Source organism: Variovorax sp. Soil_C_33 (assembly GCF_057656935.1).
Window position 1 is genome coordinate 1 of record NZ_JBDGJK010000018.1, and the last position, 15,506, is coordinate 15,506.

At 68.8% G+C, this 15,506-nt stretch carries 17 protein-coding genes and 1 pseudogene; 16 read left to right on the plus strand and 2 right to left on the minus strand.

What is annotated here, in order from left to right; genetic code table 11:
* Window positions 1-102 precede the first annotated feature (102 nt).
* Window positions 103-888 (minus strand): IclR family transcriptional regulator domain-containing protein, encoded by a 786-nt coding sequence (locus AC3A6B_RS23795; RefSeq protein ID WP_487839118.1) that lies wholly within the window; start codon window positions 886-888, stop codon window positions 103-105.
* A 162-nt stretch (window positions 889-1,050) separates the two neighbouring features.
* Between AC3A6B_RS23795 and AC3A6B_RS23800 the strand changes: the two genes are divergently transcribed.
* From AC3A6B_RS23800 to AC3A6B_RS23865, 14 genes and pseudogenes are all read left to right on the plus strand, one after another.
* The gene (locus AC3A6B_RS23800) at window positions 1,051-1,974 is read left to right on the plus strand and encodes a shikimate dehydrogenase family protein (protein ID WP_487839119.1); all 924 of its coding nucleotides are present in this window, start codon (window positions 1,051-1,053) and stop codon (window positions 1,972-1,974) included.
* A 145-nt stretch (window positions 1,975-2,119) separates the two neighbouring features.
* Window positions 2,120-2,213: pseudogene (locus tag AC3A6B_RS23805) on the plus strand.
* The gene (locus tag AC3A6B_RS23810) at window positions 2,213-2,863 is read left to right on the plus strand and encodes a sugar phosphate isomerase/epimerase family protein (RefSeq protein WP_487839120.1); all 651 of its coding nucleotides are present in this window, start codon (window positions 2,213-2,215) and stop codon (window positions 2,861-2,863) included. Before AC3A6B_RS23805 ends, AC3A6B_RS23810 begins: the two are co-directional and overlap by 1 nt.
* Entirely contained in the window at window positions 2,860-4,026 is a 1,167-nt protein-coding gene (locus AC3A6B_RS23815; protein ID WP_487839121.1) for an ABC transporter substrate-binding protein, read from the plus strand. Before AC3A6B_RS23810 ends, AC3A6B_RS23815 begins: the two co-directional genes overlap by 4 nt.
* A gap of 8 nt (window positions 4,027-4,034) precedes the next feature.
* Complete coding sequence (locus tag AC3A6B_RS23820) at window positions 4,035-4,910, plus strand: branched-chain amino acid ABC transporter permease (protein ID WP_214695567.1); 876 nt, start codon at window positions 4,035-4,037, stop codon at window positions 4,908-4,910.
* A complete protein-coding gene (locus tag AC3A6B_RS23825) occupies window positions 4,907-5,902 on the plus strand; it encodes a branched-chain amino acid ABC transporter permease (protein WP_487839122.1) in 996 nt (331 codons plus the stop codon). The genes AC3A6B_RS23820 and AC3A6B_RS23825 overlap by 4 nt, the downstream gene beginning before the upstream one ends.
* Entirely contained in the window at window positions 5,899-6,684 is a 786-nt protein-coding gene (locus tag AC3A6B_RS23830; protein ID WP_487839123.1) for an ABC transporter ATP-binding protein, read from the plus strand. The genes AC3A6B_RS23825 and AC3A6B_RS23830 overlap by 4 nt, the downstream gene beginning before the upstream one ends.
* Window positions 6,685-6,686: 2 nt before the next feature.
* Entirely contained in the window at window positions 6,687-7,439 is a 753-nt protein-coding gene (locus AC3A6B_RS23835; protein ID WP_487839124.1) for an ABC transporter ATP-binding protein, read from the plus strand.
* A gap of 12 nt (window positions 7,440-7,451) precedes the next feature.
* The gene (locus AC3A6B_RS23840; protein WP_487839125.1) at window positions 7,452-8,498 is read left to right on the plus strand and encodes a Gfo/Idh/MocA family protein; all 1,047 of its coding nucleotides are present in this window, start codon (window positions 7,452-7,454) and stop codon (window positions 8,496-8,498) included.
* Window positions 8,499-8,503: 5 nt separating this feature from the next.
* On the plus strand, window positions 8,504-9,337 hold the full coding sequence (locus AC3A6B_RS23845) for a shikimate dehydrogenase family protein (protein WP_487839126.1): 834 nt from the start codon (window positions 8,504-8,506) through the stop codon (window positions 9,335-9,337).
* A gap of 2 nt (window positions 9,338-9,339) precedes the next feature.
* Window positions 9,340-10,551 carry a 3-carboxy-cis,cis-muconate cycloisomerase gene (gene pcaB, locus AC3A6B_RS23850; protein ID WP_487839127.1) on the plus strand — a complete coding sequence of 404 codons (1,212 nt, stop codon included), beginning with the start codon at window positions 9,340-9,342 and terminating at the stop codon, window positions 10,549-10,551.
* Window positions 10,548-10,961 (plus strand): carboxymuconolactone decarboxylase family protein, encoded by a 414-nt coding sequence (locus AC3A6B_RS23855; RefSeq protein ID WP_214695582.1) that lies wholly within the window; start codon window positions 10,548-10,550, stop codon window positions 10,959-10,961. The genes pcaB and AC3A6B_RS23855 overlap by 4 nt, the downstream gene beginning before the upstream one ends.
* On the plus strand, window positions 10,958-11,722 hold the full coding sequence (locus tag AC3A6B_RS23860; protein WP_487839128.1) for an alpha/beta fold hydrolase: 765 nt from the start codon (window positions 10,958-10,960) through the stop codon (window positions 11,720-11,722). Before AC3A6B_RS23855 ends, AC3A6B_RS23860 begins: the two co-directional genes overlap by 4 nt.
* Before the next feature lie 16 nt (window positions 11,723-11,738).
* Entirely contained in the window at window positions 11,739-12,413 is a 675-nt protein-coding gene (locus tag AC3A6B_RS23865; protein WP_487839129.1) for a DsbA family oxidoreductase, read from the plus strand.
* Between the two features lie 373 nt (window positions 12,414-12,786).
* Here the strand turns inward: AC3A6B_RS23865 and AC3A6B_RS23870 are convergent, their stop codons facing one another.
* On the minus strand, window positions 12,787-13,650 hold the full coding sequence (locus AC3A6B_RS23870; RefSeq protein WP_487839130.1) for a LysR family transcriptional regulator: 864 nt from the start codon (window positions 13,648-13,650) through the stop codon (window positions 12,787-12,789).
* A gap of 66 nt (window positions 13,651-13,716) precedes the next feature.
* Here AC3A6B_RS23870 and AC3A6B_RS23875 point away from each other — a divergent pair, with 66 nt between their 5' ends.
* Together AC3A6B_RS23875 and AC3A6B_RS23880 are read left to right on the plus strand one after the other, a co-directional pair.
* Window positions 13,717-14,871: a YbfB/YjiJ family MFS transporter gene (locus AC3A6B_RS23875; protein WP_487839131.1), complete on the plus strand. Its 1,155-nt coding sequence runs from the start codon at window positions 13,717-13,719 to the stop codon at window positions 14,869-14,871.
* Window positions 14,872-14,906: 35 nt separating this feature from the next.
* Complete coding sequence (locus AC3A6B_RS23880) at window positions 14,907-15,500, plus strand: carboxymuconolactone decarboxylase family protein (protein ID WP_487839132.1); 594 nt, start codon at window positions 14,907-14,909, stop codon at window positions 15,498-15,500.
* Window positions 15,501-15,506: the final 6 nt, after the last annotated feature.

Below are 15,506 nucleotides of genomic sequence, written 5' to 3' on the forward strand. Positions count from 1 at the left end.
CAACCGCCAGGAGCAGCAGCCAAGCATCCGCCACCACATTCGCTTGACAACACAGTCCTCATAGAAGGGCCTGTTCATGAATCACCCCCGCGTGAGGCCCCGCTAGATCAGGTTGCGCATCGCCTGCGCCGTCTCGCGCAGCACCGGGAGGACGCGGGCGACCGCGTCCTCGCTGCTTTCATGGCCCATCGGCATCGTGATGTTGAGCGCGCCCACCAGGTCGCCGTGCCGGTCGCGCAGCGGCACGGCGATGCCGCGCGAATTGAGGTCCAGCTGCTGCTCCGAGAGCGCCCACCCCTGCGCGCGGATGCGCGCGAGCTCGAGCTTCATGCGCTCCTTGCTCGAAATGGTGTGCGAGGTGAAGACGGTGAGCTCGTGCGTGGCCAGCCAATGGCCGAGCGCCTCGTCGCCGCGCATCGCCAGCATCAGCATGCCCGAGGCCGTGACCTGCGCCGGCACCCGCGCGCCCAGCACGTAGCCGGTGCTCATGCTGCGGTTGGGGCCGTTGCGCGCGATGTAGACCACCTCGTCGCCGTCCATCACGCTCAGGTACGCGATCTCGTGCGTGCCGGCGGCCACCCGCTGCAGAAAGGGCTGCACGATGCGCGGCAGCCGCGCCGATTCGAGATAGGACTGGCCCAGGCGCAGCACCCGCGGCGTCAGCCAGAACAGCTTGCCGTCCCCCGCCACATAGCCCATGTGCTGCAAGGTGAGCAGGTAGCGCCGCGCGGCGGTGCGCGTCATGCCGGTGCGCTGGCCGGCCTCGCTCGCCGTCATGCGCGGATGCGCGTCGTCGAAGGCCTCGATGACGGACACGCCGCGCTCCAGGCCGGCGATCCAGTCGCGCTTGTCGAGTTCGGGCGGGGCAGGGCGGATGTCAGTGCTCATTGGGGATTAACCCTGGATTCGTTCGATCATCGATCGATACAGGGCGATCAGCGCGCTATTCTGCGGTCTTTGCCTTGGGTCGCGCAAGCCGGCGCCCTACATTAGCGGCCGCTTCCGGCAATTTGCGCGATCTCCGAACAAACCGCCCAGAGAGACAGCACCATGTTCCCCTCCATCGCAGGCAGCACCGACCTCTACCTGATCCCCGGCGATCCGGTGACCAACGTGCGCCTGCCGCGCATGTTCAACAGCGTCTTCGAGCGCTTCGGCATCGACGCGGTGATGGCGCCGGTGCAGGTGGCGACGCGCGACTTCGCCGTCTTCGTCAAGGCCGCCTTCCTGGCCAGGAACGTGCGCGGCATGGTGATCGCGCCGCCGCACAAGCCGCGGGTGGTGGACCTGCTCGACGGCGCCGGCCTGTTCGGCCGCGTCGCCGGCTCGGTCAACGTGGTGCGGCGCATCGCCAACGGCGAGCTCGAGGGCGATCTCTTCGACGGCGAGGGCCTGCTGGGCGCGCTGGACCACTACAACATCCCGTTCCGCGGCAAGCGGGTACTGATCCTCGGCGCCGGCGTCAGCGCCGCGGCCATCGGCGTCGCGCTGGCCGAGGGCGGCACGGTCAACGGTGCCGAGCACATCGCCTTCCACGACATCTCGGCCGGCAAGGCGGCAGGAGTCGCGGCCAAGCTCGACGCCTTCTTCGACGCGACCACGATCGCGGTCGACAGCAGCGATCCCGAAGGGTACGACCTGGTCATCAACGCCACGCCGCTGGGCCTGAAGGAGGGCGATGCCCTGCCGGTGGACGTGGCCCGCATGGAGGCGCACGCGGCGCTGTTCGACATCCTGCTGCGCAACCAGCCCACGCCGCTGGTGCGCGCCGCCCGCGCGCGCGGGCTCAACGCGCAGGCCGGCTTCGAGATGCTGATCCAGCAGATGCCGTACTACCTCGACTACTTCGGCCACACGGCCGCGGCGCATGGGGTGCGCGACGACGCGCGTTTCCTGCGCAAGCTGATCTATCCGGACGCAATGGCGGCGGAAATCGACTCCCCCTTGCGCTACCACTCCGACAGCGTGGCCTGAGGACACCATGGCCATTGCACTCGACCGCTTCGGCTTCAACACCGTCACCATGGGTGGCGACCTCGGGCACAAGCTCGAATGCATGAAGGCCGCGGGCTTTTCCGGCGTCGAGCTGTGGGCGCGCGACCTGATCGCGCACCCGGCCGGCGTCGAGAAGGCGGCCGAGCTGGTCAAGGCCAGCGGCCTCAAGGTCACGGACTTCCAGCCGCTGCGCGATTTCGAGTGCGCGCCCGACGCCATGCGCCCGCACCGGCTCGAGATGGCGCGCGAGCAACTGCGCCAGATGGCGCTGGTCGGCGCCGACCTGCTGCTGGTGTGCTCCACCACCTCGCCGCTGGCCATCGACGACCCGGAGCGCGCGGCCGAGGACTTGCGCACCCTCGCCACGCTGGCGACGCCGCTTGGCATCCGCATCTGCTATGAGGCCCTCTCCTGGGGCCGGCACGTCAACCGCTGGCACCAGGCCTGGGACATCGTGAAGCGCTGCAACCGCCAGAACGTGGGCCTCAACCTCGATTCCTTCCACATGTCGGTGCATGGCGACGACACGCCCGGAACGCTCGCACAGCTGGCCGAAGTGCCGGTCGAGAAGATCTTCCTGGTGCAGCTGGCCGACTACTTCTTCGAGTACAGCGACCGCCAGGCCGACATGATCGAGCTCGCGCGCCACCAGCGCCTGTTTCCGGGCGAAGGCCTGCACGACGTGCGCGACCTGGTGCAGCTGCTGGAGGACAAGGGCTACCGCGGCCACTACACCTTCGAGGTGTTCAACGACGACTATGTGAATTCCGACCCCATGGTGGTCGGCCAGCGCGCGATGAAGAGCGCGCGCTGGATCAGCGAGAGCCACGTGACCACCAGCAATTCAACCCCAAGGAGACAAGCATGACCATCGTTCCATCGCGTCGCTTCGCGATCCAGCTCATCGCCGCCTGCGCCGTGGCCGCGGGCGCTTCCGGCGCCTTCGCGCAGAACACGATCAAGATCGTCAACATCGTGGAGCTCTCGGGCGGCGGCGCGACCGCCGGCACCAACTTCAAGAACGGCGTCGAGCTGGCGGTGAAGGAGATCAACGCCTCGGGCGGCATCCTCGGCAAGAAGATCGAGTCGAGCACCAGCGACACGCAGAGCAATCCCGGCGTTGCCAAGGGCCTGACGCAGAAGGCGGTGGACAACGAGGTCTTCGCCATCTTCGGCCCGGTGTTCTCGGGCTCGATCATGGTCAGCATGGCCGAGAGCCGCCGCGCCGAGATTCCCAACTTCACCGGCGGCGAAGCGGCCAGCATCACGCAGCAGGGCAACAAGTACATCTTCCGCACCAGCTTCACGCAGACCACCGCGATGCCCAAGGTCGCGCGCTACATCGACCAGCAGATCAAGGCGAAGACGCTGGCCGTGATCTACGTCAACAACGACTTCGGCAAGGGCGGCCTCGATTCGATAAAGAAGGCGCTGGCCGCCACGCCGGTGAAGATCGCGGCCGAGATCTCGACCGAGCCGGGCCAGATCGACTTTTCCGCCGCGGTGCTGCGCGCCAAGCAGAGCAATGCCGATGCGCTCTTCGCCTACAGCAACGAGGAAGAGTCGGCGCGCTTGCTGCGCGAGCTGCGCAAGCAGGGCTGGAGCAAGCCGATCGTGGGCGAGACCACGCTCACCGGCCAGAAGGTGATCGACCTCGCGGGCGAGGCCGCCAACGGCGCGATCGCGCACGTGGGGCTCACGGTCGACGCGCCGAACCCGGCCATCCGCGCCTTCCGCGCCAAGTTCGAGAAGGAATACAAGTACGTCTCGGACCACAACGGCATGAAGGGCTACTCGGGCGTCTACCTGTTGAAGGCTGGGATCGAGAAGGCCGGCAAGCTCGACCGCAAGGCCGTCGCCGCCGCGCTGCACGGCCTGAAGGTAAGCACCGCGCAGCAGCCCGGCGTGCTGATGGACGTCAGCGTCGACGCCAACGGCGACCTCGACCGCGAAAGCTTCATGGTGGAGGTGAAGAACGGCAAGCAGGAAGTGATCGCCACGCTGCCGGCCCTGGGCACAGCCGCCAAGTAGTCGTCGCCATGACGGATTTCATCCAGCTCTTCCTGAGCGGGCTGGCCACCGGCAGCATCTATGCGCTGGCCGCGCTGGGCTTCACGCTGCTGTGGCAGGCCAGCGGGACCATCAACTTCGCGCAGGGCGAGTTCGTGATGCTGCCCGCCTTCGCGATGCTCGCCTTCATGTCCTTCGGCGCGCCGCTGTCGCTCAGCTTCGTGCTGACCATCGTGGTGGCGGTGTTCGTGCTGGGCTGGCTCTTCAAGCGCGGCCTGGTCGATCCGTTGTTCAAGTTCGGGATGATGCCGATCGTGGTGGCGACCATCGGCCTGTCGATCGCGCTGCGCAACGGCGTGCGCGCCGGCTACAGCGCCGAGGCGCATCCGTTCCCGAGCCTCTTTGCCGACAAGCTCTTCAACGTGGCGGGCGTCACCGTCACGATGGCCGACCTCGGCACCTTCGGGCTGGCGGTGGCGATCGTGCTGGCCACGCAGGCTTTCATCTCGAAGACCGTGACCGGCCGCGCGATGCAGGCCGTGGCGCAGAACACCGAGAGCGCGAGCGTGCTGGGCATCAACGTGCCGCGCATGATCTTCTACACCTTCGCCATCAATGCAGCGCTGGCGGTGGCGGCTGCGCTCCTCGTCACACCCACCTACCTCGCCAAGTTCGACATGGGCGAGGGCCTGGGCACCAAGGCCTTCTTCGCAGCCATCATCGGCGGCTTCAACAACTCGCGCGGCGCGCTGCTCGGCGGCCTGATCGTCGGCGTGGCGGAGAACCTGGCCTCGGCCTACATCTCGCCGGCCTACAAGGACGCGGTGGCGCTGGTCATCTTCATGGTCGTGATCCTGTTCAAGCCGCAAGGCCTCCTGGGCAAGAAAGAGGAGCGCAAGGTATGAAGAAGACGCATCTCGCGCTGATGGCCGCGGCTGCGGCCGTGCTGCTCGTCGCGCCCAACTTCCTCAAGAACTACGGCATCTACCTGCTGAGCTACTGGCTGGTGTTCATCATCGCCACCATGGGGCTCAACCTGACGGTGGGCTATGCAGGCCAGAAGTCGCTGGGACATGCCGCCTTCTTCGGCATCGGCGCCTACACGGTGGCGATCCTCATGAAGGCCGGCATCAGCTTTTGGCTGGGCCTGCCCGCGGCGGCGCTGCTGTGCTTTGCCGTCGGCCTTGCGCTGGGTTTTCCGGCGCTGCGCGTGCAGGCGATCTACCTCGCCTTCGCCACGCTGGGCTTCAACACCGCGATCTGGCTCCTGATGCGCAACGAGGAGTGGCTGACCGGCGGCACCTTCGGCATCAACAACATCGCGCGGCCCGAGCTGGCCGGGCTGTCGCTGGAGGGCAACCTGGCCTACTACTACTTCGTGCTCGCCGTCGCCGTGCTGCTCGGCCTGCTGCTGTGGGGCCTGCTGCGCTCGCCCTGGGGCAAGGCCTTCACCGCGCTGCGCGACAACCCGATCCGCGCCGAGAGCCTGGGGATCAGCGTGCGCAGCTACACGCTGCTGAGCTTTGCCGTCGGCGCCGCCTATGCGGGCGTTGCCGGCGCGCTGTTCGCCGCGCTGGTGCAGTTCATCGAGCCGGCGCCCTTCACGGTGGCGGCCTCGATCATGATGTACCTGATGGTGGTGGTCGGCGGCCCCGGCTACTTCTGGGGGCCGGTGCTGGGCGCGGCGGTCGGCGTGATCGTGCCCGAATGGCTGCGCGACGTGCCGGGCGTGGCCGACTGGTACCTTCCGCTGTTCGGCGCCGCCGTGGTGGTGCTGATGGTCTGGCTGCCGGACGGATTGCTTTCGATCCCCGATCGCATCCGTGCCCGGCGCGAGGCGCGTGAAGCCTCGGCCGCGCGATCGGCGGCAGCCGCGAGCATGGGAGCTGCCACATGAACGCCGTGCTTGCGGAAGCCATCGTGCCCGAGCAGCAGGTCGTACCCGTGCTGCGCGTGAGCGATCTCAGCAAGGCCTACGGCGCCATCCAGGCTGTAGCCGGCGTGAGCTTCGAGGTGCAGCCCGGCGAGATCTTCGGCGTGATCGGCCCCAACGGCTCGGGCAAGACCACGCTCTTCAACAGCATGCTGGGCCAGATCGCGCCCGATGCCGGCCGGATCGAGCTCAAAGGCGAGGACGTCACCAAGCTGGGGCCGCTGGAACTCAACCGGCGCGGCGTCGGCCGCACCTTCCAGACGCTGCAGGTGTTCGGCAAGATGACCGTGCGCGAGAACCTGATCGTCGCCGCGCAGGAGCACCAGGGCAGCATGTGGAGCCGCATGTTCGCGCCCGGCGACTCGGGCCTGGGGCCGAAGGCCGACGCGCTGATCGACCAGTTCCGCATCCGCCACGTCGCGAACAAGAAGGCCGGCACGCTCTCCTACGGCCAGCAGAAGCTGGTGGACATCGGCATGGCCTTCATGAGCGAGCCCGACCTGGTGCTGCTCGACGAGCCCTGCGCCGGCGTCAATCCCAGCCTGGTCGGCGGACTCTCGACCCTGCTCAAGGAGCTGAACCGCACGCGCCGCGGCAGCTTCGTCGTGATCGAGCACAACATGGACTTCGTGATGGACCTGTGCCACCGCATCATGGTGATGGTCGAGGGCAAGGTGATGGCGATCGGCACGCCGGCGGAGATTCGCGCCAACAAGCAGGTGCTCGACGCCTATCTCGGGAATTGATCATGACCACCACCGACATCTGCATCGAATTCGACAACGTGCTGGCGGGCTACAAGGATTTCATGATCCTCAACAACCTGTCCTTCAAGGCCAGGCGCGGCAAGATCACGCTCTTGCTCGGGCCCAACGGCGCGGGCAAGTCGACCGTGCTCAAGACGCTGTTCGGCTTGCTCAAGGTGCGCAACGGACGGGTCTTGCTCGATGGCGAGGACATCACCGGCGCCAGCCCGAAGGACCTGCTGGTGAAGCACGGCATCGCCTTCGTGCCGCAGGGACGCAATCTGTTCGGCCAGTTGACGGCCTACGAGAACCTCGAGCTCGGCGGCATCACGCTCGGCATGAAGACCACGCACGAGCGCATCCCCGAAGTGCTCGAACTCTTCCCGCGCGTGAAGGAGCGCATGCACAGCGCGGCCGCGTCGCTGTCCGGCGGCGAGCAGAAGCAGCTCGAGGTCGGCCGCGCGCTGCTGCTGCGGCCCAGGGTGCTCTTGATCGACGAACCCTCGATCGGCCTCTCGCCGGTGGTGGTGCAGGACGTGTTCAGGCTGTTGCGCAGGCTCGCCGACCAGGGCACCACGGTGCTGATGGTCGAGCAGAACGTGAAGAGCGCGCTCAAGATGGCCGACGAGGCCATCGCGCTCGAATCGGGCCGGCTGGTGCTGCACAAGCCGGCCTCCGAACTGCTGGCCGATCCGAACATCGAGCGCCTGTTCCTCGGCGGCGCGCATGCCGCGGCGCCAGCCGCCGCGGTCTGAGGAGAAGGCGCGATGAACAGGAAACTGCGCTTCGCGATCGCCGGCGCCGGCCTGATCGGCCGGGCGCATTGGATGCGCATGCTTGCGAGCAGCAGCTGCGAACTGATCGGCTTTGCCGACCCGTTCCCGAGCGCAGCCGTGCTGGCGGCCGAGGCCGGCGTGCCGCTGTACCCGGACCTCGAAGCGCTGCTCGCCGCGGCGCGGCCCGACGGCGTGATCCTGGCCACGCCGAACGCGCTGCATGTGCCCGGTGCCCTGGCCTGCGTCCAGGCCGGCGTGCCGGCGCTGGTCGAGAAGCCGGTGGCCGATTCGCTGGCGGAAGCCGAGCGGCTGGCCGCGGCGGTGGAGGCCGCGAACGTGCCGGTGCTGGTCGGCCATCACCGGCGCCACGGCGCCGTTCTCGAAGCCGCGCGCGAGACGATCGCGAGCGGCCGCCTCGGCAAGCTGGTGGCGGTGACGGCCAGCGCCACCTTCCACAAGCCCGACGAGTACTTCGAGGTCGCCTGGCGCCGTCAGAAGGGCGGCGGGCCGATCCTGATCAACCTGGTGCACGAGATCGACAACCTGCGCGCGCTGGTGGGCGAGATCGTCGAGGTGCAGGCCTTCGCTTCCCATGCGGCACGCGGCTTCGCGGTGGAGGACACGGTGGCGATCAACCTGCGCTTCGCCAACGGCGCGCTCGGCACCTTCATGCTGTCGGATGCCGCGGCCAGTCCGCGCAGCTGGGAGCAGAGCTCGGGCGAGAACAAGGCCTACGACCACCACGCGGACCAGGACTGCTACATCATCGCCGGCACGCACGGCTCGCTGCAGGTGCCCACCCTGCGCGTCTTCGAGTACGCCGGTGCGGCCTCGTGGTTCCACCCTTTGGCACGCAGCAGGATCGATGTGCACGAAAGCGATCCGCTCGCGCGGCAGCTCGATCATTTCTGCGCCGTGGTGCGGCGCGAAGTGCCGCCCCGAGTTACCGTGCGCGATGCCATGCGCACGCTGGCTGTCACCCTTGCGGTCGCCGAGGCCGCGCATACCGGCCTTCGGGTCGCGATTCCAACAGGATGAAGAAGATGATTTCCGGCAAGACCACCCTCATCGCGCACATCGGCTATCCCACCGAGAGCTTCAAGGCGCCGATGATCTACAACCCCTGGTTCGATCAGCAGGGCATCGACGCCGTCGTGGTGCCGATGGGCATCAAGGCCGAGGACTATGCGGCCGCCTTCGCGTCGCTGTTCCGGCTCACCAACATCCGCGGCGCGCTCGTCACCATGCCGCACAAGATCACGACCATGGACCTGGTCGACGAGCTCGCCCCGGCCGCCCGGATCGCGGGCGCCTGCAATGCGGTGCTGAAGCGCGCTGACGGCACGCTCGTGGGCGACCAGTTCGACGGCGCCGGCTTCGTGCGCGGCGTGCTGCGCAAGGGCCGCGCGCTCCAAGGCGCGCGCGTGCTGGTCTCGGGCTGCGGCGGCGTCGGCTCGGCCATCGCCGCCTCGCTGGCCGCGGCCGGCGTCGCGCAGCTTTCGCTGTTCGATGCCAGCGCGGCGTCGGCCAAAGCGCTCGCGGGCCGGCTCACCACGCACTACCCGAAGCTGGGCGTAGCCACCGGCTCCAGCGACCCCGCCGGCTACGACGTGGTGGTCAATGCCACGCCGCTCGGCATGAAGGAGAACGATCCGCTACCCTTCGACATCGACCGCATCGCGCCCTCCACCTTCGTCGGCGAGGTCGTGATGAAATCCGAGTACACGCCGCTGCTGCGGGCCGCACGCGACAAAGGCTGCGCGGTCCAGGTCGGCACCGACATGCTGTTCGAAATGATCCCTGCCTACCTCGAGTTCTTCGGCTTCGGCACCGCCACGCCGGAAGACCTGCGCGCCGTGGCGAAGATCGCCTACTAGCCATGAGCATCTTCGAAGGCTTCCTCTCCACGTCCGAGACCTTGGCCGCCTTCAGCGACCACAACTTCGTCGGCGCGATGCTGCGCTTCGAGGCCGCGCTCGCGCGCGCGCAGGCGGCCGAGGGCCTGATTCCCGAATCGGCGGCGCATTCGATCGCCGGCAGCTGCAAGGTCGAGTTGTTCGATGTCGCCAAGATCGTGCGCGACAGCGGCCGCGCCGGGAGCGTGGCGATCCCGCTGGTCAAGAGCCTCAAGGAAGCAGTCGGATTGTTCAATGCCGACGCCGTGCCCTACGTGCATTTCGGCAGCACCAGCCAGGACGTGATCGACAGCGCGATGGCGCTGGTCACGCGCGAGGCGGTGGCACTGGTCGAGGCCGACCTGGTGAAGGCGGCGCAGGCGCTGCTCGCGCATGCCAAGCGCCACGCCGCGACGCCGATCCTCGCCCGCACGCTGATGCAGCCGGCCTCGGTCACGAGCTTCGGGCTCAAGTGCGCGGGCTGGGCCGCGCCGCTGGTGCGCAGCCGCGCGCGGCTGGCCGAGGCCGCGCGCCGCGCGCTGCAGCTGCAGCTCGGCGGGGCTGTGGGCACGCTGGCGCAGATGAAAGGGCAGGGGCCCGCGGTGCGGCAGCGCATGGCCGCGGAACTGGACCTGGGCGACCCGGGCGCGACCTGGCACACCCAGCGCGACGAATGGGTCGCGCTGGGCTGCGAGCTGGGCCTGATGGTCGGCAGCCTCGGCAAGATCGCGAAGGACATCGCGCTCATGGGCCAGTACGAAGTCGGCGAAGTGGCCGAGCCCAGCGAGCCCGGACGCGGCGGCTCCTCGGCGATGCCGCACAAGCGCAACCCGGTGGCCTCGATGGTGGCGCTGGCGGCCGCGCAGCGCGCGCCGCAGCGCGTGGCCGCCTTGCTGGCCGCGATGCCGCAGGAGCACGAACGCGCGCTCGGCGCCTGGCAGGCCGAGCTGGGCGAATGGCCCCAGTTGCTGATGTCCGCCCACGGCAGCGTGCGCGCGCTGGCCGGCGCCTTGCCCGGCCTGCAGATCGATGCGGCGCGCATGCGTGCCAACATCGACCGGCTGCGCGCGGAACTTCCAGGCGAAGCCGCGGACGAATGGTTTGATCCGGCGCTCGCCGAGCCGGCCGGCACGATCGCGCTGGCGCAGGTCAAGGCCTTGCAAACCCAACTCGACACACGAAATACTGCACGATGACTTCCCCCGACTACGAAGCCGGTCTTCTCAACCGCCGCCGCATCCTCGGCGACGCCTGGGTCGACAAGTCGCTGGCCAACCGCAATGCCTTCAACAGCGAGTTCCAGGAACTGATCACGCGCCATGCATGGAACGACATCTGGGGCCGCCCGGCGCTGGGCGACAAGACGCGCCGCTTCATGGTGCTGTCGATGATGCTGGGCATCCATGCGTATGAAGAATTTGCGATGCACGTGCGCGCCGCGCTCGACGGCCCGCCCGAATCGCGGCTTTCGCCCGAGGAGATCAAGGAAGTGATCATGATGGCCGCCATCTACTGCGGCGTGCCGGTGGCCAACCATGCCTTCGGCATCGCCACCGGCATCCTGCGCGAGAAGGGCCTGCTCGAAGAGCCCAAGGGAAAGCCATGAGCCGTCTGAATGTCATTCGCGAGGGTGAAGGCCCGATCGTCGTGCTGAGCCATGCGCTGGGCTGCGACCTGCACATGTGGGACGAGGTGGCTGCCGTGCTGGCCTGCGCCCACACCGTGCTGCGCTACGACCACCGCAACCATGGCAGCTCGGAAGTGGTGGCCGGCCCGTTCAGCCTGCAGGCGCTGGCCGAGGACGCGGCAGCGCTGATCGAGCGCGAGGCCGAGGGCGAGCCGGTGCACTTCGTCGGCCTCTCGATGGGCGGCATGACGGCGCAGGCGCTGGCGCCGAAGTATCCGCAGCTGCTGAAGAGCGTCGTGATCGCCAATTCGTCGGCCTACTACCCCGACCAGGCACCCTGGCGCACACGCGTCGAGACCGTGCAGGCCGAGGGCGTGGCCGCGATCGCACCCGGCGCCCTGGTGCGCTGGATCACGCCCGCGTACGTGGCCACGCCCGAGGGCGCCGAGGCCGCACGCCGCTTGAACGACACGCTGGTCGGCACCGATGCCGCCGGCTACATCGCGAGCTGCGACGCGGTGAGCGCGATCGACTTCCGCGAGAGCAACCGCGCGATCACGACGCCCACGCTGGTGATCGCCGGCCTGCGCGACGAGGCGACGCCACTCGCGATGTCCGAGGCCATGGTCGCCGCCATTCCCGGCGCGCGCCTCGCCACCATCGATGCGGCGCACCTGAGCGCGGTCGAGCGGCCGGTGGAATTCAGCCAGCTGCTGATCGATTTCTGGCGCAGCCTCTGACGATGAAGGACCATCTATGACCGCCCGCCTCAAGATCGATTTCGTATCCGACGTGTCCTGCCCCTGGTGCGCCGTCGGCCTCGGTGCCCTCGAAGCCGCGCTCGAACGCGTGGCGCCCGAGATCAGCGCCGAACTGCATTTCCAGCCCTTCGAACTCAATCCGCAGATGCCGCGGGAGGGCCAGGATGCCTTCGAGCACCTGAACCAGAAATACGGTTCCTCGCGCGAGCAGCAGGCGCAGGCGCGCGAGGCGATCCGTGCGCGCGGTGCGGCGGTGGGTTTCAAGTTCCGCGAAGAAGGGCGCTCGCGCGTCTACAACACCTTCGATGCGCACCGCCTCTTGCACTGGGCCGCGCTCGAAAACGGCGTCAAGCAGGTGGCGCTCAAGAAGGCGCTGCTCAAGGCCTGCCACACCGACGGCGAGAACCCCTCCGATCCCGAGCTGCTGGCGCGCCTGGCCGCCGAGGCCGGCCTCGACCCGCAGCGGGCGCGTGCCATCCTGGAGAGCGACGAGTACGCGGCGGAGACCCGCGAGCGCGAGCGCCTCTACACCGACGCCGGCATCCACTCGGTGCCCGCCATCATCATCAACAACAAGCACCTGATCTCCGGCGGCCAGCCGGTGGAGGTGTTCGAGCGCGCACTGCGGCAGATCGCCGGTGCCGAGCCGCCGGCCACGGCGCTGGCCTGAGCCGGCGGCTTGTACCGACTCACGAGCGTGCCGCGCGCTGCAAAGGCGCCCACGGGTCCGGCGCGGCGCTTCGGTGTGGCGGTCGGCGCTAAAGCGCCGACTCCCCTGCGATGCTCGCGCAGCCGGCCTGCCGCAGAACTCGCTGCGTTCACTTCGTTCACTGCGCTCAAACAGCTGCGGCAAGTCAGATCACGAAGCACGCCTGTCCTTCGGCAGGCGTGCGGCCGGCTGCGCTGCGCTTCTCGGCGCCACACAGGCGCGCCGCCCCGGACCCGCGGGCGCCTTTGCGGGGAAGCGTTGTGCCGGTATCCGGCTTCCCCAAAACACCCCCGACGCCTTCGGCGGCGCGCAGCCTGCATCACCACCGTCGGTATCAGGCCTTGCCCAGCATCTCAGTCAGCCGTGCCAGCGCCACCGAAGGCGTGCCGCGCCAGACCAGGTGCGTGCGGTTGCTGCGAATGCGTTCCGGCAGGGCGTGCTGCTGCACGTCGGCGGTCGCGCGCAGCGCCTTCAGCACCGAGAGCGGGACGATGGCAAAGCCAGTCCCGGCCGCGACGCAGGCGATCATCGCCTGGTAGGACGAGAACTCCAGCGAGCGCGCCGGCACCACGCTGCTCTTGCCCAGCCACTGCTCCAGCAACTGGCGGTACGAGCAGCCTTGGGCGAAGGCGATCAGCGTGGCGCCTGCCAGGTCGGCCGGCCGCGTGACCGAGGCGATGCTGCGCGCGGTGACCAGCACCAGCTCTTCCTCGAACACCGCCAGCGTCTCCAGGCCCTGCGCCGGGAAAGGCTGCGACACGAAGGCCGCCTCGATGTCGAAGTCATGCACCCGTTTGAGCAGCGCGCCCGTGGTGCCGGCGACCAGCTCGACCACCACGCCCGGATAGAGCTTGTGGAAGCGCGAGAGCACCGGCGGCAGGCGGCTGCCGGCGGTGCTCTCGAGCGAACCCAGCCTGAAGGTGCCCAGCGGCAGGTCGCTGCGCAGCTCGCTCTCCGCCTCCTCGGCCAGGCGCAGCAGGCGATCGGCATAGGGCAGCAGCTTGTGCCCCGCCGGCGCCAACTCAAGCGAGCGGCCCCGGCGCTGGAACAGCTTGTGGCCGAGCCGCTCTTCCAGCTGCTGGATGCGGGTGGTGACGTTCGACTGCACGCGGTTGAGCTTGTCGGCAGCGCGGATCACGCCGCCCTCGGCCACCACGGTGCGGAAGATCTCCAGCGAGTCGAGGTCGATCGTTCTCATAGAAAGAATGGTTGTTCTGAATAATTCATTTGTGGCGCATGCACATTCTGCGTCTAATCACTGGCCATGTCGAATGCCGTTGCCACCGCGCCGAAGGCTTCCTTCCTTGCCGTCTGCGCCGCAGGCCTGCTTGCGCTGGCCATGGCGATGGGCATCGGCCGCTTCGCCTTCACGCCCATGCTGCCGCTCATGATCCGCGCCGGCAGCGCAGACGTCGCGGCCGGCGGCTGGCTCGCCGCCGCCAACTACGCGGGCTATCTGCTGGGCGCGCTCAGCACCGCGCGCATCCCACTGTCCCCGCAGCGTGTCGGGCTGCTCGCGCTGGCCGCGATCGCGCTCACCACCGCGGCGATGGGCTGGACCGATTCGCTCGCGCTGTGGGTCCTGCTGCGTTTCGTCGCCGGCGTCGCGAGCGCCTGGGCGCTGGTCAGCACCAGCGTCTGGTGCCTGGCCTGGCTCGCGCGCTTCGATCGTCCCGCGGGGCCGGGCCTGCTCTACGCCGGCGTCGGCGCCGGCATCGCGCTGGCCGGCCTTTATTGCTGGCACGCCGGCGCGGCCGGCGTCTCGCCCGATGCGCTGTGGCTGCAACTGGGTGCGCTGGCGCTGGTGGGGCTGCTCGCGGTGGCCGTGCTGATGCCGCGCGGCACGGTCGCGCAAGCCTCCGCGAGCGCAACGTCCTCCGGCGGCGTGCCCTGGGGCCTGGTGATCTGCTACGGCATCCTCGGCTTCGGCTACATCCTGCCGGCCACCTTTCTTCCGGTGCTGGCGCGCGCGGTGGTCGACGATCCGGCCGTGTTCGGCGCCGCCTGGCCCGTGTTCGGCACGGCGGCCGCGGTGTCGACCCTGCTCGCCAGCGTGGTGCTGGCGCGGGTCGCGCGGCGCCATGTGCTGGCCGGCAGCCATGTATTGATGGCGCTGGGCTGCCTGCTGCCGGTGCTGCACCTGTCGGCCTCGACCGTACTGCTGGCCGCGCTGCTGGCGGGCGGCACCTTCATGGTCGCCACCATGGCCGGCATGCAGGAGGCGAGGGCGCGCACCGCGGGCGACCCGACCCGCGCGCTCGGCCGCATGACCGCGGCCTTCGCCATCGGCCAGATGGCCGGGCCGGTGCTCTCGTCCGCGTTGAGCGGCAGTGCACAAGGCTTCGGCGGGCTCTTCATCGCGCTGGCCGTGGGTGCCGTGGCGCTGCTCGGCAGCGCGTGGTGGCTGCTCCGCGCATGATCCCCGTTTCTCCCCGTTGAAAAAGGAATCCATCCATGATCGAACAAGGCCACACCCGTCCCTGGACCGAGCGCCTGCCGATGCCGGCAGCCGACGCGATGTCCGAGGCGCAGCGCGCCGCCGCCCAGGCGCTGATCGACGGCCCGCGCAAGGCGGTCTTCGGTCCCTTCATTCCCCTGCTGCAGAGCCCGGTGCTGATGGAGCGCATCGGCAGCCTCGGCGAATACCTGCGCTTCGACAGCCAACTCGATGCGCGCGTGCGCGAGCTCGTGACATGCGCGGTCGCGCGCCACGTGGGCAACCAGTTCGAGTGGGTGCTGCATGCGACGGCGGCGGTCAAGGCCGGCGTGAGCGCCGAGGCCATCGAAGCGCTGCGCCTCGGCCGTCGCGCGGCACCGCTGGCGGACGACGAGCAGCTCGCGCTCGACCTCGCGCTGGAGCTGCTGCATCACCACGGCGTGAGCGAACCGACCTATGCCGCGGCCGAGGCGCGCTTGGGCAAGCAGGCGGTGGTCGAGCTCAGCGCGCTGGTGGGCTATTTCACGATGGTCTGCTGGGTGATGAACGTGGCGCACACGCCGGTCAAGGGGGCCGAGGGGCAGCCGGGGCTGGAGGCGTTTCCGCTGTAAGGCCTG

Excerpts from the sequence above, each read along its gene's own strand:
- AC3A6B_RS23795 (WP_487839118.1), bottom strand. The coding sequence starts at position 888 with ATGAGCACTGACATCCGCCCTGCCCCGCCCGAACTCGACAAGCGCGAC.
- AC3A6B_RS23800 (WP_487839119.1), top strand. The coding sequence starts at position 1,051 with ATGTTCCCCTCCATCGCAGGCAGCACCGACCTCTACCTGATCCCCGGC.
- AC3A6B_RS23810 (WP_487839120.1), top strand. The coding sequence starts at position 2,213 with ATGCGCCCGCACCGGCTCGAGATGGCGCGCGAGCAACTGCGCCAGATG.
- AC3A6B_RS23815 (WP_487839121.1), top strand. The coding sequence starts at position 2,860 with ATGACCATCGTTCCATCGCGTCGCTTCGCGATCCAGCTCATCGCCGCC.
- AC3A6B_RS23820 (WP_214695567.1), top strand. The coding sequence starts at position 4,035 with ATGACGGATTTCATCCAGCTCTTCCTGAGCGGGCTGGCCACCGGCAGC.
- AC3A6B_RS23825 (WP_487839122.1), top strand. The coding sequence starts at position 4,907 with ATGAAGAAGACGCATCTCGCGCTGATGGCCGCGGCTGCGGCCGTGCTG.
- AC3A6B_RS23830 (WP_487839123.1), top strand. The coding sequence starts at position 5,899 with ATGAACGCCGTGCTTGCGGAAGCCATCGTGCCCGAGCAGCAGGTCGTA.
- AC3A6B_RS23835 (WP_487839124.1), top strand. The coding sequence starts at position 6,687 with ATGACCACCACCGACATCTGCATCGAATTCGACAACGTGCTGGCGGGC.
- AC3A6B_RS23840 (WP_487839125.1), top strand. The coding sequence starts at position 7,452 with ATGAACAGGAAACTGCGCTTCGCGATCGCCGGCGCCGGCCTGATCGGC.
- AC3A6B_RS23845 (WP_487839126.1), top strand. The coding sequence starts at position 8,504 with ATGATTTCCGGCAAGACCACCCTCATCGCGCACATCGGCTATCCCACC.
- pcaB (WP_487839127.1), top strand. The coding sequence starts at position 9,340 with ATGAGCATCTTCGAAGGCTTCCTCTCCACGTCCGAGACCTTGGCCGCC.
- AC3A6B_RS23855 (WP_214695582.1), top strand. The coding sequence starts at position 10,548 with ATGACTTCCCCCGACTACGAAGCCGGTCTTCTCAACCGCCGCCGCATC.
- AC3A6B_RS23860 (WP_487839128.1), top strand. The coding sequence starts at position 10,958 with ATGAGCCGTCTGAATGTCATTCGCGAGGGTGAAGGCCCGATCGTCGTG.
- AC3A6B_RS23865 (WP_487839129.1), top strand. The coding sequence starts at position 11,739 with ATGACCGCCCGCCTCAAGATCGATTTCGTATCCGACGTGTCCTGCCCC.
- AC3A6B_RS23870 (WP_487839130.1), bottom strand. The coding sequence starts at position 13,650 with ATGAGAACGATCGACCTCGACTCGCTGGAGATCTTCCGCACCGTGGTG.
- AC3A6B_RS23875 (WP_487839131.1), top strand. The coding sequence starts at position 13,717 with ATGTCGAATGCCGTTGCCACCGCGCCGAAGGCTTCCTTCCTTGCCGTC.
- AC3A6B_RS23880 (WP_487839132.1), top strand. The coding sequence starts at position 14,907 with ATGATCGAACAAGGCCACACCCGTCCCTGGACCGAGCGCCTGCCGATG.